The sequence below is a fragment of the Ferrimonas futtsuensis DSM 18154 genome (assembly GCF_000422645.1).
GTDB classification, from domain to species: Bacteria; Pseudomonadota; Gammaproteobacteria; order Enterobacterales; family Shewanellaceae; genus Ferrimonas; species Ferrimonas futtsuensis.
Genome location: NZ_AUGL01000018.1, coordinates 66,694 through 92,474, shown reverse-complemented (window position 1 = coordinate 92,474; position 25,781 = coordinate 66,694). Strand labels below are relative to the sequence as shown.

The following is a 25,781-nucleotide window of genomic DNA, read 5'->3' as shown; positions in this document are numbered from 1 at the left end:
CCGGGATTCTCGCTCTAGTTTAGTTCCCTTTTCTGGAACTCGTCTGCTGCCTTCACAAAACCGGCAAACAGGGGGTGACCGTCACGGGGAGTAGAGGTGAACTCTGGGTGGAACTGGCCGGCCACAAACCATGGGTGACCCGGGATCTCGATGATCTCAACCAGCTTCTTGTCGGTGGACAGACCGGTGAAGGCCAGACCCGCCTCTTCCAGGCGCTTGACGTAGTTGTTGTTCACTTCGTAACGGTGACGATGGCGCTCTACGCAGGTGGCGCCGCCGTACATCTGGGCTACTTTGGAGCCCTCTTTCAGGTGGCACAGCTGACCACCGAGGCGCATGGTGCCGCCGAGGTCGGAGCCTTCGCTGCGCTCCTCTACATTACCCTCTTCATCGACCCATTCGGTGATCAGACCGACAACAGGGTGATCGGTGGTGGAGTTGAATTCGCTGGAGTGTGCGCCTTCCAGGCCGGCTACATTGCGGGCAAACTCGATCAGCGCCACCTGCATTCCCAGGCAGATGCCCAGGTAGGGAACCTTGTTTTCACGAGCATAGCGGGCGGCCATGATCTTGCCTTCCACACCGCGCTCACCGAAGCCACCGGGAACCAGGATGCCGTCCAGCCCTTCCAGGACAGAGGTGCCTTTGGCTTCCACATCCTGAGAGTCGACGTATTTGATGGTCACGGAGACGCGGTTCTTCAGGCCGCCGTGCTTCAGGGCCTCGTTGACGGACTTGTAGGCGTCCGGCAGTTCAACGTATTTGCCCACCATGCCGATGGTCACTTCACCGGTTGGGTTGGCCTCTTCATAGATCACCCGCTCCCACTCGGACAGGTCCGCTTCAGGGCAGCTCAGGCCGAAGCGCTTGGCGCACAGCTCGTCCAGCCCCTGGGATTTCAGCAGAGCCGGGATCTTGTAGATGCTGTCCACATCCTTCAGGCTGATAACCGCCTTCTCTTCTACGTTACAGAACAGGGCAATCTTACGGCGCTCATTGGCGGGCACCACCCGATCGGAACGACAGATGAGGATGTCGGGCTGAATACCGATGGAGAGCAGCTCCTTCACGGAGTGCTGGGTCGGCTTGGTTTTCACTTCGCCGGCGGCGGACAGGTAGGGCACCAGAGTCAGGTGCATGAACATGGCACGGTCACGGCCCAGTTCTACCGCCAGCTGACGCAGGGCTTCCAGGAACGGCAGGGACTCGATGTCACCCACGGTACCGCCCACTTCGACGATGGCCACATCATGACCTTCGGCACCGGAGATCACCCGCTCTTTGATGGCGTTGGTGATGTGGGGGATCACCTGAATGGTGGCCCCCAGGTAGTCACCACGACGCTCTTTGCGCAGAACGTCGGCGTAGATGCGACCGGAGGTGAAGTTGTTGCGCTTGCTCATCTTGGTACGGATGAAGCGCTCATAGTGGCCCAGGTCCAGGTCGGTTTCGGCACCGTCGTCGGTCACGAACACCTCACCGTGCTGGGTGGGGCTCATGGTGCCGGGATCCACGTTGATGTAGGGATCCAGTTTCATGATGGTAACGTTAAGACCGCGAGCTTCCAGAATGGCGGCAAGAGACGCTGCTGCAATGCCTTTACCCAACGAGGAAACCACCCCGCCCGTCACGAAGATATAATTTGTAGTCATGCTGAACCTGAGATAAGAATGATACGACTTAGTGGGAGTTCACTATAGGACGGGATGACAGTATACCAGAGGCCCTTGAGCAGGACAATCTGAGATGCGTTGAATCCTTGTCAAAAATACAAACCTTTAGTGGTTAATTTTACACCGCCCAAGAGGACAACAGGGGCGCTATTCCCGCCCCTTGACCTGCTGCCAGTAGCCCTCCAGCTCGTCCAGGCTGTGGGCATCGAGATCTCGGCCTGATTCGCCAGCCAGACTCTCCACCCCGCGAAACCGTCGCTCGAACTTGTCGTTGGCCCGGCGCAGGGCCTGTTCCGGATTCACCTTGAGATGACGGGCCAGGTTGGTCACCGCAAACAGCAGGTCCCCCACCTCTTCGGTGAGTTTCTCCTGATCCACCACCACCTGGTGGGCTTCCTCCAGCACCTCTTCCACCTCTTCGTGGACCTTCTCCACCACGGGTCCCAGGCTGTCCCAATCGAAACCGACGGTGGCCACCCGCTTCTGGATCTTCACCGAGCGGGTCAGGGCAGGCATCCCCCTGGGGATGTCATCCAGCAGGGAGTGCTCCCCTTTGTCCGCCCGCTCGGCGGACTTGGTGGCTTCCCAGTTGGCCTTGAGATCTGCCTCGAGGATCCGGGCATCGGTGAATACATGGGGGTGACGCCGCTCCAGTTTGTCGCTGATGCGGCGGGCCACCTCCTCGAAATCAAACCACTGCTTCTCCTTGCCCATCTGGGCATAGAACACCACCTGGAACAGCAGATCGCCCAGCTCTCCGGGCAGCCCCTCCCAGTCGCCGCGCTCGATGGCGTCGGCCACCTCGTAGGCCTCCTCCAGGGTGTGGGGCACGATACTGGCAAAATCCTGTTTGAGATCCCAAGGGCAGCCACCTTTGGGATCACGGAGCCTGGCCATGATGGCCAGCAGTCTGTCTATCTGGCTCACAGTCGGCCTACCTCCACCACGCCGGGGATCTGGCTCAGGCGCGACACCAATCGACTCAACGACTCCATGTTATACAGTTCCAGCTTGAGCTCGATGATGGCGGTGTGTTTCATGTTGTCCGAGCGGCTGCGCATCTCGGTGACATTGGATTTCTCGTTGGTGAGCAGAGTCGTCACATCCCGCAGCAGGCCGTTTCGGTCATTGGCCACCACCCGGATGCTGACGCTGTAGCCCCCTGATGCGCTTTCGCCCCAGACCACGTCCACACCCCGCTCCGGACTGCGCTCCAGCATATCCTTGAGCTGCTCACACTCCTCCCGGTGCACGGAGACACCGCGCCCCTGGGTGATGTAGCCGTAGATGGGATCCCCGGGCAGGGGCTGGCAGCACTTGGCCATGTGAGTCATCAGGTTACCCACGCCATTGACCTCGATCTGACCGCTGCGACGGCTGGGACGGGAGGGTGCACGGTTGACCAGCTCGGCCACCGCGTCCTCCTCGTTTTCCATGGCCCGCTTGTGACGGCTCTGGATGTGGTTGATCACCTGGTTGAGACGGATGTCGCCGCCGCCGATGGCGGCCAGCAGATCGTCCAGGCTGTGCATGTTGAAGCGCTCGACGGCGGAACCGGCCTCCTCCAGCTTGAGGCCGTGACGGCCCAGCTCGGTCTCCAGGATCTCCCGGCCCGCCAGGGTGTTCTTCTCCTTGTCTTCCTGCTTGAAGAAGTGGGCAATCTTAGCCCGGGCCCGGCTGGTCTTGATGTACCCCAGGTTGGGGTTGAGCCAGTCACGCTTGGGGTTAGGCTGCTTGGCGGTGATGATCTCCACCCGCTGGCCGGTCTCCACCTCAGTGGTGAAGGGCACGATGCGGCCGTCGATCTTGGCGCCGATGCAGCGATGTCCCACCACGGAGTGGATGTAGTAGGCAAAATCCAGCACGGTGCTGCCGGCGGGCATGTCCACCACATCCCCCCTTGGGGTAAAGACGTAGACCCGGTCCTCGAACACCTGACTGCGCACCTCATCGATGAGGTTGCCGCTCTCCACCACGTCCTCCTGCCACTGGAGGATCTTCCTCAGCCAGTTGATCTTCTCCTCGAAGCCGGTGGATTTGCCGGACTGGGGGCCCTCTTTGTATTTCCAGTGGGCGGCCACACCCAGCTCGGCATCCTGATGCATCTGCTCGGTGCGAATTTGAATCTCCACACTCTTGCCCGCCGGCCCCAGCACCACGGTGTGAATCGACTGGTAGCCATTGGGCTTGGGGGTCGCCACATAGTCATCAAATTCGTTGGGCAGGTGGCGCCACTTGGTGTGCACCACGCCCAGGGCGGCGTAACAGTCCTGCAGCCGCTCGGCGATGATGCGCACGGCGCGCACATCGAACAATTCGGAAAACGCCAGATTCTTCTTCTGCATCTTCTTCCAGATGCTGAAGATATGCTTGGGGCGACCATAGACTTCGGCGCGAATGTCGTCTCTGTCCAGATTCTGCTGCAGGTCGGAGACGAACTCCTGGATGTAGCTTTCCCGGTCGATGCGCTTCTCGTCCAGCAGTTTGGCAATGTCCTTGTAGGTGTCCGGATGCAGGTAGCGGAAGGAGAGATCCTCCAGCTCCCATTTGAGCTGGCCGATACCCAGACGATTGGCCAGGGGCGCATAGATGTCGCGCACCTCGCGGGCCAGCACCACCCGAGTCTCCTCGTCGGCATTTTTCACCTCGCGGAGCATGACCACTCCCTCCGCCAGCTTGATCACCACGGCACGGACATCCTCCACCATGGCCAACAACATGCGACGCAGGTTGTCGATCTGGCCCTCTGAGGCGTGCACGCCACTGCCGGTCTGCAGGGTGCGGATGGCGTCCATCACCTGGACACTCTTGATCAAGGGCAGCAACTTAGCGTCGTACTTCTCCTCGATCTGCTCCAGAGTCAGCAGCCCCTCGTCCAGGCAGGTGAACAGGAGACTGGCCTCAAGGGTGGCGATGTCCATATTCAGCGGCAGCAGGATCTCCACCATCTCTCTGGCACGGATCAGGCATGCCTCCAGCACCGGGCGCTCCTCCACGGTCAGCTCCTGACAATATCGGAAACAGGCCTCCAGCCTCTGGCGCGATTCCGCGCTGAGCTCGAGCTGCATCAGCCACTGGCTAAGATCGACCTGCTGTTCCCCGAAATGGATCTGACGAACCGATACCATGGTGTTGTGTCATCCTATGTTGAGCGTGATTCCTTCGCCGCGCGCCTGCAGCATCCTATTGTTCAGAGCCCACTTTTTTCGAAAAGTGCCATGGACTCCAGATGTTGAGTATGGGGGAACATATCCACCAGTCCAACCCTCTTTAGGCGATATCCTTTCTCAGTGAGCAATTTTGCGTCACGGGCCAAACTGGCGGGATTGCAGGAGACATAGAGCACCCGCCTGGGCGACCAGGTGTCCAGGTGGGTCAGAGCCCCCCCAGCCCCGGCACGAGCGGGATCCAGCAACAGCAGGTCCACCGGTTTGAGCCAGCGAGGATCGCCTTCACCGTCGTTCAGATCCGCCTGACAGAATTTGAGGTTACCCAGCTGAAGTTCCCGGGCGCGTTCATTGCCCCGAGCCACCATGGCATCCACCCCCTCCACCGCCAGCACCGACTGGCAACGGCGAGCCAAGGGGAAGCTGAAGTTGCCAATGCCGGCAAACAGTTCCAGCACGGTGTCGTCCGCATCCGGGGCCAGCCAATCGAGCGCCTGGGCCACCATCGCCCGGTTCACCTGGTCATTGACCTGAATGAAGTCACCGGGCAGATAGGCCAGGGGGGCGCTGATGTCACCCAACTCAATGGCGAAGGGTGCAAGAGGCTTGCCATCCAGGCGCCTTACCCGCTCCCCTTCATCCAGCAGAACCACCAGATCATGCTCAGCGGCAAAGCCACTCAAGGCGGCACAATCCCCCTGATTAAGGGGCTTGAGCACCCTCAGACAGAACAGGTTACCACTGGCTGTGCGGGTCAGCTCCAGATGGCCCAACTGACGCTTTCCCTTGAGGGCGTTCAGCAAACCGTGGATCTGGGGCAGCAGTTCGGCGAAAGGCTGCACCAGTATGGGGCAGCGGCGCACCGACTCGATCTCATTGCTGCCCTCCCGGCGAAACCCCATCTGCAAGTCGCCCTTCTCCACCTTCAGCGCCAAGCGGGCGCGGCGGCGGTAGTGCCAGCCCGGCCCCAGCAGGGGCTCGGCCACCTGGTCAGGCTCACAGCCCCCCAGGCGGGACAACATGTCCAGCAGTGCCTGCTGCTTATAGGCGCGCTGCTGCTGTTGGGACAGGTGCTGAACCTGACAGCCGCCACAACGACCGAAGTGCTCACACTGCGGCTGGATGCGCAGCGGGCTCTCTCCCATGCGCTTGAGCAGCCTGGCCTGGGCAAAACGCTTCTTCTGCTCAGTCAGCTGCACCTCTCCGCGCTCACCGGGCAACAGGCCGGGAATGAACACCACCTTGCCCTCATGATCGGCCACCCCCTGGCCCTTATGATCCAGGCGCAGGACATCCAGGATGATTTTTTTCGACAACTTCTTTAATTTATTGGACTTAGGGGTAAAAAACTGTGCCATGAAAAGGTCCGTTGATTACAATAGGGGGATCCACCTAGGCGTGGTTACGGCCGGGATCGCTTGCAGCGCCCGGTTTACCAGGGCGCAGAGCAGATCACCTGAGCCAAAACAGATAAGGGGAGCATTGTCCCACAGATGAATGGGGTCACCAAATACAGTCTCAGAGCCTGGGTACTGGTGCTGGCGTTGGCGTTGGCGCCAACCATACTGATCGGCATTCTGCTGGGCAGCTTCTTTACCCTGACCCGCTTTTCTGAGCTGGACCAGTCGCTGATCAACCGGGGAGAGAACATTGTCAGTCCCCTGGCGATGGCGGCCAGCTATGGCCTGAGTACCAGCAACCGGGACTACAGCCAGCGCCTCATCGACATGATTCACAAGCAGAACTCCCTGTTCATCCAGCTGATCGCCATCTTTGACAACGAAAACCAGGTGTTTGCCACCAGCCAGTACCGGCAGAATTTCGACCTGATCAAGCTGCCCCTGAACCGGGATCTGAAACAGGGTATGGACGTGGAGCACATCGGCGACCACGTGATCATGCGCGCCCCCATCTTCACCCTGCCCACCCCCAACATCGACACCAACTTTACCCCGCGGACCCAGCTGGGTTACGTGGTGCTGCAGATCAACAAGCATGAAGCCCTGGTGAGCCAGTACCGCGGGGCGGGCTGGGCCTTCATCATCGTACTCATCGGCGTCCAGCTGAATCTGCTGTTTACCTTCCGGCTGATGAAAAACGTCACCCGCCCCATCACCGACATGGTGGCGGCGGTGGCCAAAATTCGCGAGGGCAAGCTGGATACCCGGCTCCAGGGAGAGCTGATCGGCGAATTGGACCAGCTCAAGCGGGGCATCAATGCCATGGCCTCCTCGCTGGCGGAGTACCACAATGAGATGCAGCAGAACATCGACCAGGCCACCTCGGACCTGAGGGAGACCCTGGAGCAGATTGAGATTCAGAACGTCGAACTGGACATCGCCAAGAAGCGGGCCCTGGAGGCCAGCCGGGTGAAGTCGGAGTTTATGGCCAACATGAGCCACGAACTGCGTACCCCGCTCAACGGGGTGATCGGGTTTACCCGGCAGCTGCTGAAAACCCCGCTCCACGACAACCAGCGCGATTACCTGAAAACCATTGAGCGCAGCGCCAGCAACCTGCTCTCCATCATCAACGACATCCTCGACTTCTCCAAGCTGGAGGCGGGTCGCATGGTGCTGGAGAAGATGCCCTTTGCCCTGAGGGACGCCGTGGATGAGACCATGCAGCTGCTCTCCACCGCCGCCGCGGAAAAGGGGCTGGAACTGGTCATTGAGATCGATGACCACCTGCCCGACAGCCTCAATGGTGACGTGATGCGCCTGCAGCAGATCCTCACCAACCTGGTCAACAACGCAGTGAAGTTCACCGACAAGGGCAGCGTGCGCCTGCAACTGGATGCCGCCAAGGAGACCGCCGAACGGGTGCTGATCCGCGGCGAGGTCTCCGACACCGGCATCGGCATCTCCAAGGAGCAGCAATCGCTGCTGTTCCAGGCCTTCGGCCAGGCGGACAGTTCCATCAGTCGCCGCTTCGGCGGAACCGGCCTGGGGCTGGTGATCACCAAACGCCTGGTCAACCATATGGACGGACAGATTGGCTTTACCAGCAGCGAGGGTCAGGGCTCCACCTTCTGGTTCACCCTGAGCATTGAGAAGAGCCCCTTCACCATCTCCGACCCCCTCAACCTGGATCAGGTCCGTGGACAGAGTGCCCTGGTGTTCGAACCCCGACTGCTCACCCGCAACAACCTGGTGCAACAGCTGGAAAACTGGCAGATGGACACCACCGCCTGTGGCTCCAGCGCCCCGCTGCAGAACTACCTCGAGGGGCGTCACTTCAGCCATGCCCTGATTGCCTGGCGCAAGCTTCAGCCCAGCGAGTCGATGATGGCGACCCTGGGCACCATACGCCAGCACTGTGACAACCTGGTGCTGCTGCTGGACAGCGACAGCAGCGAAGTGGTTCATCAGGTCGAAGAGCTGGGCATCGACCATTGCCTGACCCTGCCCATGAGCGAGCGGCGACTGTTTGCCAGCCTCACCAATGGCGAGCCTCAGCATCTGCCCGCCGCCGAACCGCCTCAATTGCCTCCAAGAGAGAAGCGCCAGCTGAAAACCCTGGCGGTGGATGACAACCGGGCCAACCTCAAGCTGATCGATACCCTGCTGCAGGAGTTGGTTACCCGGGTCGACACCCTCTCCTCCGGCACCGAGGCGATTCGCCGGGCCGCCGAGGAGGAGTACGACCTTATCTTTATGGACATCCAGATGCCGGACATCGACGGCATCCAGGCCACCCGGGAGATCCGCCGCGCTTCCTTGAACACCCGTACCCCCATTATCGCGGTGACCGCTCACCTGCTGGGTGAAGAGCGGGAAGAGGTGCTGGCCAGTGGCATGGACGACATTCTCACCAAGCCCATCGACGAGAGCGGCCTGGAGGAGATGATCATTCGCTGGACCGCGCCGGTCACCGCCGAGGCCAGTCAGGTCGTGGACTGGGAGCTGGCTCTGACCCAGTCCGGCGGCAACGATGACCTGGCGCGGGAGATGTTGATGATGCTGGCCCAGAGCATTCCGGAAACCCGGGAGCAGATCGAGCACGCTCTGCACCTGGGGGACCGTCACACCCTGCAGCAGACGGTACACAAACTGCACGGGGCCACCTGCTATTCTGGAGTACCGGCGCTGCAATCCCTGTGCGCCAATTTGGAAGGGCAACTCAAACAGGGACAGGGCACTCTGGACCTGGAACCGGAAATTCTCGAGTTACTCGACGAGCTAAACAAGGTAGAATCCGCTGCCGAGACCATACTGGCAGCCTAAACGGAATCGATAGATGAGCAAGACACCCGGCTTCTTCAGCCGCATCAAAGCGCTGAGCGCAGATCAAAAACGCCTGTTTGCCACCGCCCTGGCGGAACGTATGCTGCCCAATTTTCAGCTGTTCTGTGCCGCCACCGAGAGCGAGGGGGCCGATCAGCTTCAGGTCTCCCTGGACCTGCTGTGGGAGAGCTGCTTCACCCAGAGGCTGAAGCTGGCCATGGAACAACAGATCGAGAAACTGGAAGCGATCACCCCGGACCCGGAGCAGCACGACATGTATGGGGTCTACCCCGCCATGGACGCCGTGGTCGCCGTATCCACCATCTTCATTGCCATGCAGCAGAAGGTGGAAGAGGATCTGATCAACGTCTCCAAGCTCTCCAGCTCGACGGTCACCAACTACATCGAGGTGACCGAAATGCCTGAACTGGAAGGGCGTGCCCTGGATGATTTCATCTTCAATCACGAGATGATGCAGGAAGAAAAGTCGATTCAGGGCCAGCTGCTGGACTGGGTGGAGTCCGAGCCTGCCTCAGAGGAGATCAAGGAGATGCGCAAAGAGATTCGCTCCAGCGCCACCTCCAACATCGGCATCAGCCTGTAAGCTTTGTCCGGGGGCCCTGTCAGGCCCCCTGCTCCAGGGCCGCCTCCGTCCGCTCAATCAGGTCATCCACCTCAAACTTCGCCAGCTCCTCATTCACACGCTGACAAATCGTCAGCACCCGGTCGCGATCCAGCCGCTCCAGAGACTCAGACCAGTTGAGTTGCGCCAGAATAGGCAGCATGGAGTCCAGCACCCGCTCCATCGGCATCTGCATCATCTCATCCCGGAAGCTGTAGTTGTTGGAAAAGAGGGAAAATCCCCGCTCCAGACAGGTCACCAGATTCAGGCAGTGATGAATCGCCTCATCATTCGCTCGCAACTCACCCCGCTCCCTGGCGCAGACCAGAAAATCGCAATTGAGCTGATACCAGCTGTCCAGCAAGCGGCGGGTGGTGGCAATTCTCTGATGGGACGCATGTTTCCAGACGCACGGCATGGCCGCCAAAAACTGGATGCCTCCCGGGTCCATGGAGAGCCGGGCCCGATAGACCCAGATAAGCTGCATCGCCACAAAGCGCTCGGCAAAGCTGCCCGGCTCCAGGGCGATCTCCTGGGAGGCCTTCACCCCCCATTTGCCAATAATGCGGTTGAACAGAGCGACCGCAATATCTTCACGGCTGGAGAAGTAGTTATACAGGGTATTGACCGGACAGTTCGCCTGGCGGGCCAGTTCCAGCAGACTGAGGGAAAACAGTCCGTGATCCACAATGGCCTGTTCGGCGGAATTAAGAATGGTATTAATCCTTTTACGTTTTAATTCAGCGCGGTTCATTTTGGCTCCGGATCACAAAAAGTCTGGGGAAAGTATTCATAAAAAGTCGGGTTGTTTCTGTTAACCAAAGCACAGCAAAATGAGCAATGAAGGGTTCTGAGATTCCAGTCACGAAGAAAAACAAGTTTATGAAATAATTCCCCAGAACCAGAGCCACAGCCATCACAGAAGCCGAGTGTGTCGCCCCCTATTCTGTTCTCCAACGACGGCATTGCCGCCCACACCACCCAATGGAGAACTTATGAAACGCTTACTGTCCCTGGCCGCCCTGTCCCTGTTCGCCCTCAGCGCCAATGCCGCTGACTACAGCGAAGGCAAGCATTATATCGACCTGAAAGACAACGGTTTTTCTGCAAATAATCAGGTGGTAAAGGTCTATTCCACCAACTGTCCCTTCTGCTACAAATATGAGAAGGCGGTGATGCCGAAATATATTGAAAATTTGCCAGAAGGGGTCAGCTACGATGCCTACCACATCTCCACCAAACCTCCGTTTGGCAAAGAGAAAGCCACAGTAGTTGCCGTGGCAAAAACCCTGGGAGAAAAACAGTACAAAAAGGTCAAGATGGCTTATTACCAGCATCTTCACGATGACAAAGTAAAATTTAAATCCTCCGAAGAAGCGATTCAGTTCGGATTAACCGCTGGCAACATCGACCAAGCCACATTCGACCAAGCAAAGAACTCCACCAAAGTCACGGAGCTGATGACCAAGTGGGACCAGGGGATCAAGGTCGCCAAGGTGAAGGGGATTCCCGCCATTGTGGTCAATGGCCGCTACCTGATCAACACCCAGTCGATCACCAGCATGACGATGCTGGATGAGCTGACCGCCGAACTGCTGACCAAGTAGGGGAAAGGCTCATGTCTGTATCACAACTGCAGCAAGGCTGGTGCAGCCTTAAATCGGCCCCGATGAACACCCTGGAGCAGTGGCAGCAGCAACGCTGGATCTGGCTGCTGATGAGCGGCGCCGCCCTGTTTCTCATCCTCTCCGCCATGGGCTACTTCCAGTGGTTCCTGGAGATGGACCCCTGCGAAATCTGCGTCTACATCCGCTTCAGCCAGATGTGCATCCTGCTTGCCGGGCTGATCATGGCGATAAAGCCGGACAGCACCCCACTGAAGCTGGTGGGGATGGCCCTGGCCTGGTATGCGGTGCTGCAGGGGATGGCCTGGTCCATTGACCTGGCCAGCCTGCATGACTCCTCCCACGCCCTGGACTCTGTAATGGCCGAGGGCGGCGACCTGTTTGCCGCCGGCGGCGGTGGCGGTGCCTGCTCCACCGAACCCAAGTTCCCTTTGGGGCTGCCCATGCATATCTGGTTCCCCTATGAGTTCCAGCCCTCAGGCATCTGCGGTGAAGATGACTGGAGCCTGCTGGGACTGAATATGGCCCAGTACTGCATCATCGCCTACTCCCTGTTTATTGCCGCCCTGGCCCCTTTAACCGGCGCCTGGCTCAAGACCCTCACCAAACGCTAACCAACCCCGGCTCCAAGGAGCCTCCTGGAGATAAAAACTATGAAGACACGCGTAAGCGCGCTGGCCTTGGCCCTGCTCACCTCAATTCCGGCCCAGGCCGCCATGCTGGCAGTCGAAACCGGTGTGATGGACTGGGGCAGCAAGGCGGAAAATCACTTCGGTGACGGCAAGAGCGAGAACGAATTCATCACCCTCAAGGGCGCCACCGGCAACGCCTTCGGTGATGTCTACGGCCACGTCAAACTGGAGGATTTCACCGACTCGGAGATGATCGGCTCGGAGATCAACCTGGTGGGCCAGATAAACATCGGTGACAGCGACTGGAACTGGTATGGACAGGTGTTCAACAAACAAAAGCCCGTCTGGTCCGAAACCAACACCACCCTGGGCCTCAGCCATGACAAAACCTGGGACAACGGCCTCTACACCCAGGTGGCCCTGGCCGGACATATTGTTACCTCCGACTACGCCCACTTCAGAAAGGCCAACGGCGAACCCTTCGACGCCAACGGCTTCAACGGCGGCTACCTGTGGCTGTGTGCCACTCAGGATCTGGAATTGGCTGGCCACCACTTCAGCCTGGGCTGGTGGCAGGAGCACTTCTTCGGCCGCGGCGACGACTACCTGATGGTCTCCGGCGACGGCGAAGACCATGGCTTCAACGGTCAGCTGACCCTGAGGTACCACATTGGCGCCGGCCTGTCCGCCTCTCTGCAGTACCGCTACGCCGAAAACAACCTGGGCAAGAAGGGCTACCACGATGGTCTGTTCTACGCCCTGCAATACAACTTCTGATAAAAACCATACTGGAGATACGATGATGAAAAAGACTCTGCTTGCCACCTCCCTGACCTTGGGCCTGCTGGGCCTGAGCCACTCCGCCCTGGCCGGCGGCGACGACTGGGCTGATAAGTACCTGACCTCGGTGGCCACCCAGGGCCAGATAGGCATCGTCAAGGTGAACCCCTATGATTTCGCCCCCCTGACCGCGGTGATCGATCTGAACGGGTTCCACATCAGTGACGTCAAGGTGCGCATCGAACCCAAGAAGGGCGGCAGCGTGATTGAGTACCCGGTCTCCGACACCGCGGTGACCACTCACAACGGCATCCCGGTGTTTGGCCTCTACCCTGACTACAACAACACGGTTTCGGTGGAGTACAACAAAGACGGCAAAAAGATCAAGGAGCAGTACAAGATCAAGACTGCCCCGGTCAAACAGCTGCTGTTTGACGGTCAGGTCCGCTCCTTCCCTGAAGTGGATGTGGTCAAGGTGGATAAGAAGTTCAACGACCGCCTCTACCTGGTGAACCACCTGGGCGCCGATGAGAACACCCAGGGCTGGGACAACTACCCCATCGTCTTTGTGACCGATACCTCAGGAGAGGTGCGCTGGTTCATGGACTGGGACAAGGTGTATGACCAGGACACCACCAAGGGGATCGCCATGGGCTTCCACCTGTCGGACAACGGTGAACTCTACTGGGGTCAGGACCACTACTACGCCCGTTATGACATGCTGGGCCGCAAGGTCTTCAAGCGGGAGATGCCCCGCGGCTTCACCGGCTTCTCCCACGCCATGCTGGAGATGCCCAACGGCCACTACCTGTTGCGGGTCGCCAAGGACAACTATCTTCGCGAGGATGGCAAACGGGTGAAGACGGTGCGTGACCACGTCATCGAGGTGGACCAGACCGGCAATGTGGTGCAGGTCTGGGATTTCAACAAGATCTTCGACAACATGCGTGACGACCTGCTTATCGGCCTGGACTCCGGCGCCGTCTGCCTGAACGTGGATGAGAGCCACGCCGGCGAAACCATGGACATTGAGCCCGACGCCCCCTTCGGCGACCTGCCCGGTGTGGCCGCAGGGCGCAACTGGGCTCACATCAACTCCGTCGATTACGACCCCAGTGATGACTCCATCATCGTCTCCATGCGTCACCAGGGCACCGCCAAAGTGAGCCGCGACGGCGACGTAAAGTGGATCCTGGCCGCCAACAAGGGCTGGGGCACGCTGTCCGACAAGGTGCTGACTCCGGTGGATGCCAAGGGCAAACCCCTGGACTGCAACATGAACACCGGCACCTGTGAAGGCACGGACTTCGACTGGCCCTGGACCCAGCACACCTCCTGGCTCACCAGCCGCGGTACCCTGGTCTCCTTCGACAATGGCGACGGCCGCCACTTCGAACAGCCCGCCATGCCCACCATGAAGTACAGCCGCGGCGTGGAGTACAAGATTGACGAAGCCAAGATGACGGTGCAGCAAACCTTCGAGTACGGCAAAGAGCGCGGCTACGAGTGGTACTCCCCCATCACCTCCAACATCGAGTGGCGCGACGACAAGGAGAGCTTCTTCATGTACTCCGCCTCCGCTGGCCTGTTCACCGGCCAACCGGGCAAACACTTCATCAACGAGGTAACCGAAAACGGCAAGGTGAAGGTGGAGCTGACGGTGAACTCGATGGCCAAGACCGAACCCAGCTACCGCGCTTTGATCGTCGACCCCAAGCAGCTGTTCTAACCTCTCCTGACCACAAATCCAAGCCCCGCCATGCGGGGCTTTTTCAGTTTGGTCCTGAACCTCAATAATTCACACACTTTTTATGTGGTTAAATTTTGACCGGCGTCATATCAATGTCAGCCATAAAAGTATCAACATAGCCAGGAGCATAGGTGATATACGGCCCAGCTCATGCGCTATTACGTATATTGCAATACAAGGATGACATCATGATCAAGAAAGACGGGTTCAGCGCCGCCAGAAGGACGCTGCTCAAAGGCTCTCTGGTAGGCACCGCTGCCACCGGGATTTCCGGTGGCTTTGCCCTCTCTCCACTGCTCGACCTCATGGCAAGCGAACTGCCCAAGGTAGACCTGCGCACCAACACAGGCACCTGGGTCCCCACCACCTGCCAGGGCTGCACCTCCTGGTGTGCCAAGCAGGTCTACATCATGGACGGCCGCGCCATCAAGGTGCGCGGTAACCCCTACTCCAAGATCCACGATACCGCCGGTTGTCCCCGTCAGCACCTGGGCCTGCAGATGATCTATGACCCGGATCGCCTCAAGACCCCGATGATGCGTACCAACCCCAACAAGGGCCGTCATGAGGATCCCAAGTTTGTCCCCATCAGCTGGGATAAGGCGATGGAGATGCTGGCCGATCGCATCCTGGCCTTGCGTGCTCGGGACGAGAGCCACAAATACGCGCTGCTGCGCGGTCGCTACTCCCTGGCCCGTGATCTGCTGTATGACAAAATGACCAAGATCATCGGCTCGCCCAACAACATCTCCCACAGTGCCCTCTGTGCCGAGGCCCACAAGGCGGGGCCCTTCTTCCTGGATGGCAACTGGGGCTACAACCAGTACGACGTGAAGAACACCAAATACATCCTCTCCTTCGGCGCCGACCCCATCGCCTCCAACCGCCAGGTCAGCTTCTACTCCAGCGAATGGGGCAACACCCTGGATCGCGCCAAGGTGGTGGTGGTTGACCCACGCCTGTCCGCCTCCGCCGCCAAGGCCCACAAATGGATCCCCATCGAAACCGGTCAAGATTCCGCCCTGGCCCTGGCCATCGCCCACGAAGCCCTGGTGACCGGCGTCTGGCATAAGCCGTTTGTGGGTGACTTCAACGATGGCAAAAACCACTTCGTTGCCGGCAAGGAGGTGGAGGAGTCCCTGTTTGAGGAGAAACACAGTCATGGTCTGGTGAAGTGGTGGAACCTGGCGCTGAAGGAGTACAGCGCCGAGTGGGGCGAGAAGGTCACCGGCGTGAAAGCGGACGACATCCGCACCATGGCCAGAGAGATGGGCGCCGCCGCGCCTGCGGTACAGGTCTGGACCGCCCGGGGCTCAGTGATGCAGACCCGGGGCACCTATACCTCCATGGCCTGTCATGCCCTCAATGGCCTGTTCGGTGCCATCGACAACGAAGGTGGCGTACTCCCCTACAACAAGGCCCCAATGAACAAGGCCTTCCCCGACGCGGCAGACTACCTGGACGCCGTCGCCAAGAAGGGTAAGAAGCACGAGAAGATCGATCAACGTGGCCGCCTGGAGTTCCCGGCGCTGAAGAAAGGCAAATCCGGCAAAGGCGTCGTCACCAACAACGCCGCCGACGGCATCCTCAACGCCGACCCCTATGAGATCGAGGTGATGCTGGCTTACTTCAACAACTTCACCTTCGCCGCCCCCGAAACCGAGCGCTGGGAGAAGGCCCTGAGCCGCCTGCCCTACCTGGCTCACGTGACCACCAACATCTCCGAGTTCAGCTGGTTTGCCGACCTGCTGCTGCCTGCCAGCCACCACATGTTCGAGAAGTGGGGGGTGCTGAAAGCGGCCGGCAACGGCGTCAGCCACGTCTCTTTGCAGGTGCCCAGCATCAAGCGGATGTACGACACCCGCCAGGATGAGACCGAGGTGCCCTACCTGCTGGCCAAGAAACTGGCGGACAAGGGCTTCGACAATCCCTGGCGCTACATCAATGAACAGATCGTGGACCCGGAAACCGGCAAGCCGGCCAAGGACGCCGAGGAGTTTGCCGAGATCGCCGTTAAGCATGTGACCGCACCGCTGTGGCACAAAGACGCCTCCAAGTATGGTGAGAAACTCTCCGGCTGGGATGAGTTTGTGAAGCGCGGTGTGTGGAACTCCCACCCCTATGAGTACCGCAAACGCTGGGGCAAGTTTAAGACCGACACCCACAAGTTCGAGTTCTACAGCGTCACCCTGGAGCATGCCCTGGCCGAACACGCCAAGCGTCACCATGTCTCCATCGACGATGTGGTCAAGGCCTGCGAGTACACCGGCTTCGGCGAGAAAGCCTTCGTGCCTCACTACCAGGAACCGGTTCGCGACGGCGACGCCAAAGCGTTCCCCCTGCTGCTGGTGGACCACAAGTCCCGCCTCAGCCACGAGGGCCGCTCCCAGAATGCCCCCTGGTTCTACGAGTTTGGTGATCTGACTCCGGGGGATGAAGCCCATAAGGACGTGGCCAAAATCAACCCCGTGGACGCCAACGCCCTGGGCATCAAAGACGGTGACGAGATTCGCATCATCAGCACCGTCGGCGAGCTGACCTGCACCGCCAAGCTGTGGGAGGGGGTTCGTCCCGGCAGTGTTGCCAAGGCGTTCGGTCAAGGCCACTGGGCCTACGGCCGGTATGCCGCCAAGGAGTTCGGCAAGACCCCACGCGGTGGCAGCAACAACGCCATCATTCCGGCCCGCTACGACAGATTCAGCGGCGCCTCGGCCTTCTATGGCCACACCCGTATCCGTATTGAGAAAGCGTGAGGTAACGACAGATGAAATTTGGAATGGTTATCGACCTGCAGAAATGCGTGGGTTGCGGCGGCTGTGACCTCGCCTGCAAGACGGAAAACAACACCCCTGAAGGCATTCGATGGTCCCACCACATCAGTAAAACCGAGGGGAAATTCCCCGACGTGACCTACAGCTACACCCCCACTCTGTGCAACCACTGTGAAAATGCTGCCTGTGTCGAGGTGTGCCCGGAAGACGCGATGTACAAGGCGGACAATGGCCTCACTCTGCATAATGTCGACAAATGCATCGGCTGCCGCCGCTGTGAACGCGCCTGTCCCTATGGCGTCATCGGCTTCAATAAGGAGACGCCCCATCGAAGCTGGCAAGATGATCATCCGCTGGTGGCCGGCGGCACCGTCTCTCCCAAGGAGGTGCTGGTCGCCGTCGGCGCCAAGCGTTCTCCCCACGAGAACCCGGAGCGCGGCGACACCTACCCGGTGACCCGCCCGGTGAAAACAGTGGAGAAGTGCACCGGCTGTGATCACCGCCTGGCGCAGGGACTGAACCCCGCCTGCGTGGACGCCTGTCCGGCCGGTGCCAGGGTGGTGGGCGATCTGAGCGATCCCTACAGCGAGGTCTCCCGCCTGCTGAAGATGCATAAATCGATGCAGCTGCAGCCGGAAGCCGGCACCAAGCCCAGGGTGTACTACATCCGCAGCTTCGGCGTGCGTCAGATCTAGATAGGCGACAGGGCGGCGGGGCAACCCGCCGCTCCTTTTGCATCGCCCCCTGGCCAAGAGTCAGCCACTGTGACTCGCTTTCGGACTAACTCTCCGCCAATCCCATCAAGGTAAATGCAGCCAGAGGATTCCCGGGGATTTGACCCGAGGCCCCAACCAAACCACTGCAACTCCTCCTCGGAGAGAATGGCGACCACGGCGGTCACCTCCCAGCGGAGTGAGTGTGTGCCGTTCCCCGGCCAGAACCCCTACAGTCCAGGGGCTGAATACAACATCGGCTTGACCCCGGACAGGGTCAGGTTAAGGGAAGAAAGCTCATCATTACGCCCCTTGGGAAAGAGAGTCCGGTTTGTCTTTGGGCAACCAGAGTGAGATCAGGGTGGTCAGGGCCAGGAAGGCCGAGGAGACCCACAGACAGGCCGCCAGCCCCGCCAGCTGGAACACCAGGCCAGAGAGTAGGGTGCCCACCAGCCGGCCCATGGCGTTGGCCATGTAGTAGAAGCCTACATCCATGGAAACCCCATCCTCACCGGCGTAATGGACAATAAGGAAGGAGTGCAGGCTGGAGTTCACCGCGAACACCGACCCGAACACCATCAGCCCCGCCACTATGGTGAACTGGGGCAGAATCTGCAGCTGCACCCCCAGGGCCACCACCAGGGTCACACCAGTGAGAAGCGCCGCCCACTTCAGGGCGCCCGCACCGTCAGGTACCGATCCGTGGCGACGGTCACTGCCGGTGATTCTGGGGGCGATCCCCTGAACCAGGCCGTAGCCGATCACCCACAGCGCCAGGAAACCGCCGACGGCGGTGTGACTCCAGCCGAAGGTGCTGCCCAGGTAGACCGGCAGGGCGACGACAAACCAGACATCCCGGGCCCCGAACAGAAACAGCCGCGCCGCAGACAGGATGTTGATGCTGGGGCTCTTGGAAAACAGCTGAGAGAACTTGGGCTTGCTCTTGGCCCGCCCCATCTCCTGCCGCAGCCCGTTCAAGCTGGTCAGCCACACCAACAGCAGCACGCCCGCCATCACCACCATGGCCCCCTGAAAGCCCAGCTGCACCAACAGCAGGCCACCGAGGAAGAACCCCGCTCCCTTGAGGGCATTCTTGGAGCCGGTCAGCACCGCCACCCAGTGATAGAGGGCGCCTGACTCCCCCTTGGGCACCAGGGTCTTGATGGCACTCTTGGCGCTCATCTTGTTGAGATCCTTGGCGATGCCTGACAGGGCCTGGGCCACCATCACATAGGGTACCGACAACCAGGCCGAGGGCACCGCCAGCATCAGCAGCGCCATCACCTGCATCCCCAGTCCCAGGTTCATGGTGCGGTTGAGTCCGATGCGGGCCCCCAGGTAGCCACCCACCAGGTTGGTGACCACCCCGAAGATTTCGTAGAAGAGGAACAGCGAGGCGATGGCCAGGGGACTGTAACCCAGCTGATGGAAGTGGAGCACCACCAGCATCCTCAGGGCGCCGTCGGTGAGGGTGAAGTTCCAGTAGTTGAAGGTCACCAGCAGGTACTGGCGAAGGCCCGGGCTCAGGTTGCGTATCTTGGCAATCATAAAATCAATATAAACACACCGACATAGAAAAGGCCGGTCCTGGGACCGGCCTGAGATCAGAGGCCCTGCTCCACCAGGTAGCGGGCCAGCTCCATGGTGCGGTTGACGTAGCCCCACTCATTGTCATACCACAGGTAGAGCTTGAGCTGGGTGCCGTTCACCACCATGGTGGAGGGCGCGTCCACCACGCTGGAGTGGGGATTGGTGCGATAGTCGATGGAGACCAGGGGGCGCTCCTCGAAGCCCAAAATCCCTGACAATTCACCTGCGGCGGCCTCCTTGAGCAGGGCATTCACCTCCTCCACTGTAGTGGCCCGCTCCAGCTCGAACACACAGTCGGTGATGGAGGCGTTGCACAGGGGCACCCGCACCGCATGGCCGTTGAGACGCCCCTTGAGCTCGGGGAAGATGTGGGTGATGGCGGTGGCTGAGCCGGTGGTGGTGGGGATCAGGCTCTGGCCACAGGCCCGGGCCCGGCGCAGATCCGGATGAGGCGCATCCAGGATGGTCTGGGTGTTGGTGATGGAGTGGATGGTGGTCATGGAACCGTGCTTGATCCCCAGCTTCTCCTGGATCACCTTCACCGCCGGCGCCAGACAGTTAGTGGTGCAGGAGGCGGCGGTCACAATGCGGTGCACCTCCCTGTCATACCAGTGGTGGTTCACACCATAGACCGCATCCAGCACCCCCTCCTGCTTCACAGGCGCGGTCACCACCACACGCTTAACCCCCTGGTCCAGGAAGGGCTGCAACGTATCTTTGCTCTTAAACTTGCCAGACGCCTCGATGACGATGTCACACCCGGACCAGTCGCCCTCTGCCGGGCTGTTGTGGCCGGTCACTTCGATGCGCTTGCCATCGATGACCATCGCGTCACCTTCACTGTGGATATCCGCATCCCAGCGGCCATGGACACTGTCAAACGCCAACAGGTGACTCAAGCTGGCGGCGTTGCCTGCCGGGTCGTTCACCTGTACAAATTCAAAATCCGGCCACTGCCAGGCGGCGCGCAGGGCCAGGCGCCCCATGCGCCCGAATCCGTTGATGCCTACTTTTACCGTCATCTTTCTCTCTCTCAATCGGTGGGTTACGCGGACTGTTGCGCCGCGTTGGTATGGGGCTCGCTGTCGGCCTTGGGGAACCAGTGACGGGTGCGGTTGGCAACCGCCACCAGGGAGAGCATCACCGGCACCTCCACCAAAACGCCCACCACGGTGGCCAGCGCCGCACCGGAGTGCAAACCGAACAGGGCAATGGCCACCGCCACTGCCAACTCAAAGAAGTTGGAGGTGCCGATCATCGCCGCCGGTGCCGCCACATTATGGGGCAGTTTGAGCAGCTTAGCACCGCCGTAGGCGATAACGAAGATGCCATAGGTCTGGATCATCAAAGGAATGGCAATCAGGCCAATCACCAGGGGGCTGGCCAGCAGAGTGGGCGCCTGGATGCCGAACAGGATCACTACGGTGGCCAACAGGCCGGTCATGGACGCCGGCTTGAGGCGGTCACAGAAGCGGGCCAGGGCGGCTTCACCCCGTCGCAGCAGCAACTGACGAACCACAATGCCCACGGCCAGGGGCAACACCACGTACAGCAGGGTCGACAGCGCCAGGGTCTCCCAGGGCACGGCGATCTCAGACACCCCCAGCAGCAGGGCGGCGATGGGGGCGAAGGCCACCACCATGATGAGGTCGTTCACCGACACCTGAACCAGAGTGTAGGCGGGGTTACCCCGGGTCAGTTGCGACCAGACAAACACCATGGCGGTACAGGGCGCCACACCCAGCAGGATCATGCCGGCTATGTACTGCTCCGCATCGGCGGCGGGCACCAGGTCGGCAAACAGGCCGCGGAAGAACAGCCAGGCGATGGCGGCCATGGTGAAGGGTTTGATCAGCCAGTTGATCACCAGGGTCAGCCACAACCCCTTGGGCTGGCGGCTCACCTGACGCACCGAGCGGAACTCCACCTGCACCATCATCGGGAAAATCATCACCCAGATTAGGACGGCGATCACCAGGTTGATCTGCGCCAGCTGCCAGTTGGCCAAGGCGGCAAAAGCGTCGGGCCACAGCTGGCCCAACAGGACACCGGCACCGATGGCCAGGGCCACCCACAGGCTGAGATAACGTTCAAACAGTCCCACGGTTCCCCCTCAGTCGCAACACAGCGCTTTGCGATCGGGCCGGTCGCCCATGGCCGCCAGTCGTTTGATGTCGGCGTCGATGACGTCCGGCCTTTGTTGATTGAGCCCATCCAGAGTATCCAGGGTCCAGTCCGGCAACTCGGTCAAACGGTAGAACACCCACTGCCCCTTACGTACATCCCGCAGCAGACCTTCACTTCGAAGGCGGGCCAGGTGACGGGAAATCTTGGGCTGGCTCTCATCCAGGGCGCCGGAGAGCTCGCAAACGCACAGCTCTCCTTCACGGCTGATCAGCAGCATGATTTTCAGCCGGGTGGTGTCAGCCAACCCCTTGAGCAGGGATACGGGATCTCTCATGGTGACTCACATATGGGAAAACGAATATACACCAATTATATTCGCCAATTCGCATATGTAAAGCGCGGAGGGTGACAGTTTGATGACAAAAGGCCCGCAGAGTGCGGGCCTTTGGGGGAGCATCACAGATTGGGGAACAGGCGGGCCAGGGCTTGCAGCCACACCAAGGCAAAGATGCCGGCGAGGATGTCGTCCATCATGATCCCCAGGCCCCCCTCCATCTGCTTGTCGAAGAAACGGATGGGCCAGGGCTTCCAGATATCAAACAGACGGAACAGGGCAAAGCCGATCACCAGCCAGATCCATCCCGCCGGTGCGGCGATCAGGGTGATCAGCATCCCCACCACTTCATCCCAGACGATGGCGGGATGATCGTGCTCCCCCATATCCTCGGCAGTCTTACCACAGAGGTAGATCCCCACGGCGGAAAACAGGATGAGGGTCATCAGGTAGGGGAACAGGGACCAATCCTGCATCACCCAATAGAAGGGGAAGGCCGCCAGGGTACCAAAGGTGCCCGGGGCCTTGGGCGCCAGGCCAAGCCCCCCCCCCAGAGCCAGAAAGTGCACCGGGTTGCTCAGGCGCACACCAGCAAAACGTGTCATCACTTATCCCTCAGAAATGGCGGAAGCTCTGGGGCGCCTCAGCCAGGGGCTCACCATCGCAATAGTAATGGATGCCGCTGCCGGCACGAACCTGACCGATGCAGGCGTGGCTGACCCCCGCCTCACCCAGGGCGGTCATCAAGGCCCCCTTCTGGGCCTCAGGTACGGTAAACAGCAGCTCATAATCTTCGCCGCCGCGAATGGCCAGCTGACGGGCATCGTCCTCTCCCAGGGTCTCCAGCAGCGCCCTGGACAGGGGCAGCTTGTCGATGTCCACATGGGCCGAGACCTCTGACGCCTTGACTATATGCTCCAGATCCCCGGCCAGGCCATCAGAGAGATCCAGGCAGGCGCTGGCGATGCCACGCAGAGAGCGCCCCGCCAGAATCCGCGGCGTTGGCCTCAGGTGACGGGTCACCAGAAACTCATTGTGATCGTCGCTGGCCTGCAGCTCACCTTTAAGCAGCTTCAGGCCGGCGGCGCTGTCGCCGAGGTGACCGGTCACATAGATCCAGTCGCCGGGTTTGGCGCCACTGCGGGTCAGTGACTGATCCGCAGGCACATGTCCCAAAGCGGTCAGGGTGATGGTCAGCGGCCCCCGGGTGGTGTCCCCCCCCACCAGGGCGATGCCGTAGTACTCACAGATCTGGTTCAGACCGGCGGCAAAGCGGGCCAGCCAGGCTTCATCGCTATTGGGCAGGGTCAGAGCCAGGGTCAGCCAGGCGGGATCCGCGCCCATGGCGGCCAGATCCGACAGGTTCACCGCCACCGACTTATACGCCAGCACCTGAGGGTCGATGGAGGGCAGGAAATGGATCCCCTCCACCAGGGTGTCCGTGGTGGCCACCAACTGATTGTTGTCCGGCATCCGCAGGACGGCGGCATCGTCGCCGATCCCCATCAAGACGTCCTTGCGCTGGTTGCCTCGCTGACACCCCTGACGGAAGAACCGCTCGATCAATTCAAATTCGCTAATAGGCATACATAAAAAGGGCCACATAGTTATGTGGCCGCTCCATTAATCGATCAACGCGAAAGCTTAACGCTTCTGGGCATTGGCCAGCTTGTCCAACACCCCGTTGACGAACTTGTGACTGTCGTCGGAGGCGAAGACCTTGGCCAGTTCAATGGCTTCGTTGATAGCCACCTTGAAGGGCACGTCGTCGCGATAGAGCAACTCGTACGCGCCCAGACGCAAAACCGCCAGTTCGATGGGGTCCACTTCCTCGATGAGACGAGCCAGGTAAGGCTTGCACTTTTCATCCAACTGCTTGGCGTGGGTAGAAACCCCAACCAGCAGTTCACGGAAGTAAGCCACATCCACGCCGTCGGTTTCCTGCTCTGTGAGGAAATGGTGCTCTACATTAGCCACATCATTTCTACTCAATTGCCATGAATAGATGGCTTGCACCGCCAGTCGGCGGGCTTTGCGACGCTCTGAAGGCTTCACTTGGTTCTCCTGAATTATAGACGTCTCTTAAATCTGCTTAAGGACGTTGACCATCTCCAGGGCGCTCATTGCGGCCTCATGGCCCTTGTTGCCAGCCTTGGTGCCGGCACGCTCAATGGCCTGCTCGATGGTATCGGTAGTTAGGACGCCGAAGGAGACGGGAGTATCAAACTCCAGCATCACCTGTGCCAGTCCCTTGTTGCACTCTCCGGCAACGAAATCGAAGTGGGGAGTGCCACCACGGATCACCGCACCCAGTGCGATGATGGCGTCAAACTCACCCTTGGCGGCCAGTTTGCGAGCTGCCAGAGGCAGTTCGAAGGCGCCAGGTACGCGAACGATGGAGATATCATCGTCATTGACGTTACCCAGACGCTTCAGGGTATCGATGGCGCCCTCTACCAGGCTCTCTACGACAAAGCTGTTAAAACGGCCGACCACCAGGGCGATCTTAGCGCCTTTGGCTTCAATGTTTCCTTCGATGACAATCATGATTTATATCCAAAAAACAGATTGGTATACGCCCCTGCATGAGGCCGGGGCGAAAAGTGGCGTAATGATAGCACAGCCAGCATTAAAAACTTAACGCCAGCTGGCCAGTTTTATTCACCGATGTACTCGGTCACTTCCAGTCCGAAACCGGACAGGGCGTGGTAACGTTTCTGCCCGGACAGCAGGCGCATCCGGGTCACACCCAGCTCCGCCAGGATCTGGGAACCCACACCCACGGTGCGGGAGGTGCCGAACGGCTTGTGTTTGGGGCTTGCGGCCCCCTTGTCCTCGTCGGCGTAAGCTCTGATCTGCTCCAGCAGCTCTTCACTGGTTTGGTGACGACCCAGCAGTATCAGCACACCGTTCTCCTCCTGGGCGATGCGGCCAAGGGCGCTCTCCAGGCCCCATGGACTGGCACCGCCGCGCTCAGAGAACAGCAGGTCATTGAAACCGTCGTGCAGATGAACCCGAACCAGAGGATTCTCGGCCAGGTCACCCTTCACCAGGGCGAAGTGGGCTTCACCGTCGATGGTGTCGCGGAAGCTCACCAGCTCAAACTCACCGAAGCGGGTCGGCCAACGACAGCTGGCTTCACGGACAATGGTGGTTTCATTGAGGTTACGGTACTCAATCAGGTCGGCGATGGTGCCCACCTTGAGACCATGCTCCGCGGCAAACTCCTCCAGCTGAGGGCGACGCGCCATGGTGCCATCCTCATTGAGGATCTCCACGATAACGGCCGCAGACTCATACCCGCCCAAACGGGCCAGATCCACCGAGGCCTCGGTGTGGCCGGCACGGGTCAGCACCCCACCCTCACGGGCACGCAAGGGGAAGATGTGACCTGGCTGGACCAGATCCGTCGGCTTGGCGTCCTTGGCCACGGCGGTCTGAATGGTGACCGCACGGTCGGCGGCGGAGATGCCGGTGGTCACCCCTTGAGCCGCCTCGATGGAGACGGTGAAGGCGGTGCCATACTGTTCGGTGTGACGGGACACCATCTGGTGCAAGCCCAGACGGTCGCAACGCTCACCGCTCATGGGCATGCAGATCAACCCGCGACCAAACTTGGCCATAAAATTGATCGCTTCCGGGGTCACCGCTTCCGCGGCCATGATCAGATCGCCCTCGTTCTCACGATCTTCGTCGTCCATCAGGATCACCATCTTGCCCAGACGGATATCCTCGATGATCTCTTCAATGCTGTTCAGCGCCATCTTGATG

At 60.0% G+C, this 25,781-nt stretch carries 22 protein-coding genes; 8 read left to right on the top strand and 14 right to left on the bottom strand.

Annotated features, from left to right (window positions below; all coding sequences use genetic code 11):
* Window positions 1–14 precede the first annotated feature (14 nt).
* The 4 genes from G505_RS0112740 to rlmD all read right to left on the bottom strand — a co-directional run bounded on the left by G505_RS0112740 (window position 15) and on the right by rlmD (window position 6,198).
* A complete protein-coding gene (locus G505_RS0112740) occupies window positions 15–1,652 on the bottom strand; it encodes a CTP synthase (RefSeq protein WP_028109909.1) in 1,638 nt (545 codons plus the stop codon).
* A 168-nt stretch (window positions 1,653–1,820) separates the two neighbouring features.
* Window positions 1,821–2,651 carry a nucleoside triphosphate pyrophosphohydrolase gene (gene mazG / locus G505_RS0112735; RefSeq protein ID WP_281169893.1) on the bottom strand — a complete coding sequence of 277 codons (831 nt, stop codon included), beginning with the start codon at window positions 2,649–2,651 and terminating at the stop codon, window positions 1,821–1,823.
* Entirely contained in the window at window positions 2,597–4,801 is a 2,205-nt protein-coding gene (gene relA, locus G505_RS0112730) for a GTP diphosphokinase (RefSeq protein WP_028109907.1), read from the bottom strand. The genes mazG and relA overlap by 55 nt, the downstream gene beginning before the upstream one ends.
* 62 nt (window positions 4,802–4,863) lie before the next feature.
* Window positions 4,864–6,198 (bottom strand): 23S rRNA (uracil(1939)-C(5))-methyltransferase RlmD, encoded by a 1,335-nt coding sequence (rlmD, locus tag G505_RS0112725; protein WP_028109906.1) that lies wholly within the window; start codon window positions 6,196–6,198, stop codon window positions 4,864–4,866.
* A gap of 135 nt (window positions 6,199–6,333) precedes the next feature.
* Here rlmD and barA point away from each other — a divergent pair, with 135 nt between their 5' ends.
* Both barA and G505_RS0112715 read left to right on the top strand, forming a co-directional pair.
* Window positions 6,334–9,066, top strand: a complete 2,733-nt coding sequence (gene barA, locus G505_RS0112720) for a two-component sensor histidine kinase BarA (RefSeq protein WP_028109905.1) — start codon at window positions 6,334–6,336, stop codon at window positions 9,064–9,066.
* Between the two features lie 13 nt (window positions 9,067–9,079).
* Window positions 9,080–9,670: a YjaG family protein gene (locus tag G505_RS0112715; RefSeq protein WP_028109904.1), complete on the top strand. Its 591-nt coding sequence runs from the start codon at window positions 9,080–9,082 to the stop codon at window positions 9,668–9,670.
* Window positions 9,671–9,689: 19 nt separating this feature from the next.
* On the opposite strand, the gene G505_RS0112710 is transcribed toward G505_RS0112715, so the two are convergent.
* Window positions 9,690–10,442, bottom strand: a complete 753-nt coding sequence (locus G505_RS0112710) for a TetR/AcrR family transcriptional regulator (RefSeq protein ID WP_028109903.1) — start codon at window positions 10,440–10,442, stop codon at window positions 9,690–9,692.
* 241 nt (window positions 10,443–10,683) lie between these two features.
* Here G505_RS0112710 and G505_RS0112705 point away from each other — a divergent pair, with 241 nt between their 5' ends.
* From G505_RS0112705 to arrB, 6 genes are all read left to right on the top strand, one after another.
* Window positions 10,684–11,295, top strand: a complete 612-nt coding sequence (locus G505_RS0112705) for a thiol:disulfide interchange protein DsbA/DsbL (protein ID WP_028109902.1) — start codon at window positions 10,684–10,686, stop codon at window positions 11,293–11,295.
* Window positions 11,296–11,306: 11 nt separating this feature from the next.
* Window positions 11,307–11,927, top strand: a complete 621-nt coding sequence (locus G505_RS0112700) for a disulfide bond formation protein B (protein ID WP_028109901.1) — start codon at window positions 11,307–11,309, stop codon at window positions 11,925–11,927.
* Window positions 11,928–11,966: 39 nt separating this feature from the next.
* Window positions 11,967–12,722, top strand: coding sequence for an outer membrane protein OmpK (locus tag G505_RS0112695; protein ID WP_028109900.1), 756 nt, complete (start codon window positions 11,967–11,969; stop codon window positions 12,720–12,722).
* 22 nt (window positions 12,723–12,744) lie between these two features.
* A complete protein-coding gene (locus G505_RS0112690; RefSeq protein WP_035385375.1) occupies window positions 12,745–14,454 on the top strand; it encodes an aryl-sulfate sulfotransferase in 1,710 nt (569 codons plus the stop codon).
* A 209-nt stretch (window positions 14,455–14,663) separates the two neighbouring features.
* Window positions 14,664–17,228 carry an arsenate respiratory reductase molybdopterin-containing subunit ArrA gene (gene arrA / locus G505_RS0112685; protein ID WP_028109898.1) on the top strand — a complete coding sequence of 855 codons (2,565 nt, stop codon included), beginning with the start codon at window positions 14,664–14,666 and terminating at the stop codon, window positions 17,226–17,228.
* Between the two features lie 11 nt (window positions 17,229–17,239).
* Window positions 17,240–17,941 carry an arsenate respiratory reductase iron-sulfur subunit ArrB gene (gene arrB / locus G505_RS0112680; RefSeq protein WP_028109897.1) on the top strand — a complete coding sequence of 234 codons (702 nt, stop codon included), beginning with the start codon at window positions 17,240–17,242 and terminating at the stop codon, window positions 17,939–17,941.
* Window positions 17,942–18,262: 321 nt separating this feature from the next.
* Here the strand turns inward: arrB and arsJ are convergent, their stop codons facing one another.
* The 9 genes from arsJ to ribBA form a co-directional block, all read right to left on the bottom strand.
* Window positions 18,263–19,507 carry an organoarsenical effux MFS transporter ArsJ gene (arsJ, locus tag G505_RS0112675; protein WP_028109896.1) on the bottom strand — a complete coding sequence of 415 codons (1,245 nt, stop codon included), beginning with the start codon at window positions 19,505–19,507 and terminating at the stop codon, window positions 18,263–18,265.
* Window positions 19,508–19,563: 56 nt separating this feature from the next.
* Window positions 19,564–20,571: an ArsJ-associated glyceraldehyde-3-phosphate dehydrogenase gene (locus G505_RS0112670; protein WP_028109895.1), complete on the bottom strand. Its 1,008-nt coding sequence runs from the start codon at window positions 20,569–20,571 to the stop codon at window positions 19,564–19,566.
* A gap of 23 nt (window positions 20,572–20,594) precedes the next feature.
* Window positions 20,595–21,653 carry an ACR3 family arsenite efflux transporter gene (gene arsB / locus G505_RS0112665; protein WP_028109894.1) on the bottom strand — a complete coding sequence of 353 codons (1,059 nt, stop codon included), beginning with the start codon at window positions 21,651–21,653 and terminating at the stop codon, window positions 20,595–20,597.
* Between the two features lie 9 nt (window positions 21,654–21,662).
* Window positions 21,663–22,010, bottom strand: coding sequence for a metalloregulator ArsR/SmtB family transcription factor (locus G505_RS0112660; RefSeq protein ID WP_028109893.1), 348 nt, complete (start codon window positions 22,008–22,010; stop codon window positions 21,663–21,665).
* 122 nt (window positions 22,011–22,132) lie between these two features.
* Window positions 22,133–22,615, bottom strand: coding sequence for a phosphatidylglycerophosphatase A family protein (locus G505_RS0112655; RefSeq protein WP_028109892.1), 483 nt, complete (start codon window positions 22,613–22,615; stop codon window positions 22,133–22,135).
* Between the two features lie 10 nt (window positions 22,616–22,625).
* The gene (gene thiL, locus G505_RS0112650; protein WP_211219972.1) at window positions 22,626–23,591 is read right to left on the bottom strand and encodes a thiamine-phosphate kinase; all 966 of its coding nucleotides are present in this window, start codon (window positions 23,589–23,591) and stop codon (window positions 22,626–22,628) included.
* 63 nt (window positions 23,592–23,654) lie between these two features.
* Complete coding sequence (nusB, locus tag G505_RS0112645) at window positions 23,655–24,065, bottom strand: transcription antitermination factor NusB (RefSeq protein ID WP_028109890.1); 411 nt, start codon at window positions 24,063–24,065, stop codon at window positions 23,655–23,657.
* Between the two features lie 27 nt (window positions 24,066–24,092).
* Entirely contained in the window at window positions 24,093–24,557 is a 465-nt protein-coding gene (ribH, locus tag G505_RS0112640) for a 6,7-dimethyl-8-ribityllumazine synthase (protein ID WP_028109889.1), read from the bottom strand.
* A gap of 110 nt (window positions 24,558–24,667) precedes the next feature.
* Complete coding sequence (ribBA, locus tag G505_RS0112635; RefSeq protein ID WP_028109888.1) at window positions 24,668–25,774, bottom strand: bifunctional 3,4-dihydroxy-2-butanone-4-phosphate synthase/GTP cyclohydrolase II; 1,107 nt, start codon at window positions 25,772–25,774, stop codon at window positions 24,668–24,670.
* Between the last annotated feature and the right edge of the window lie 7 nt (window positions 25,775–25,781).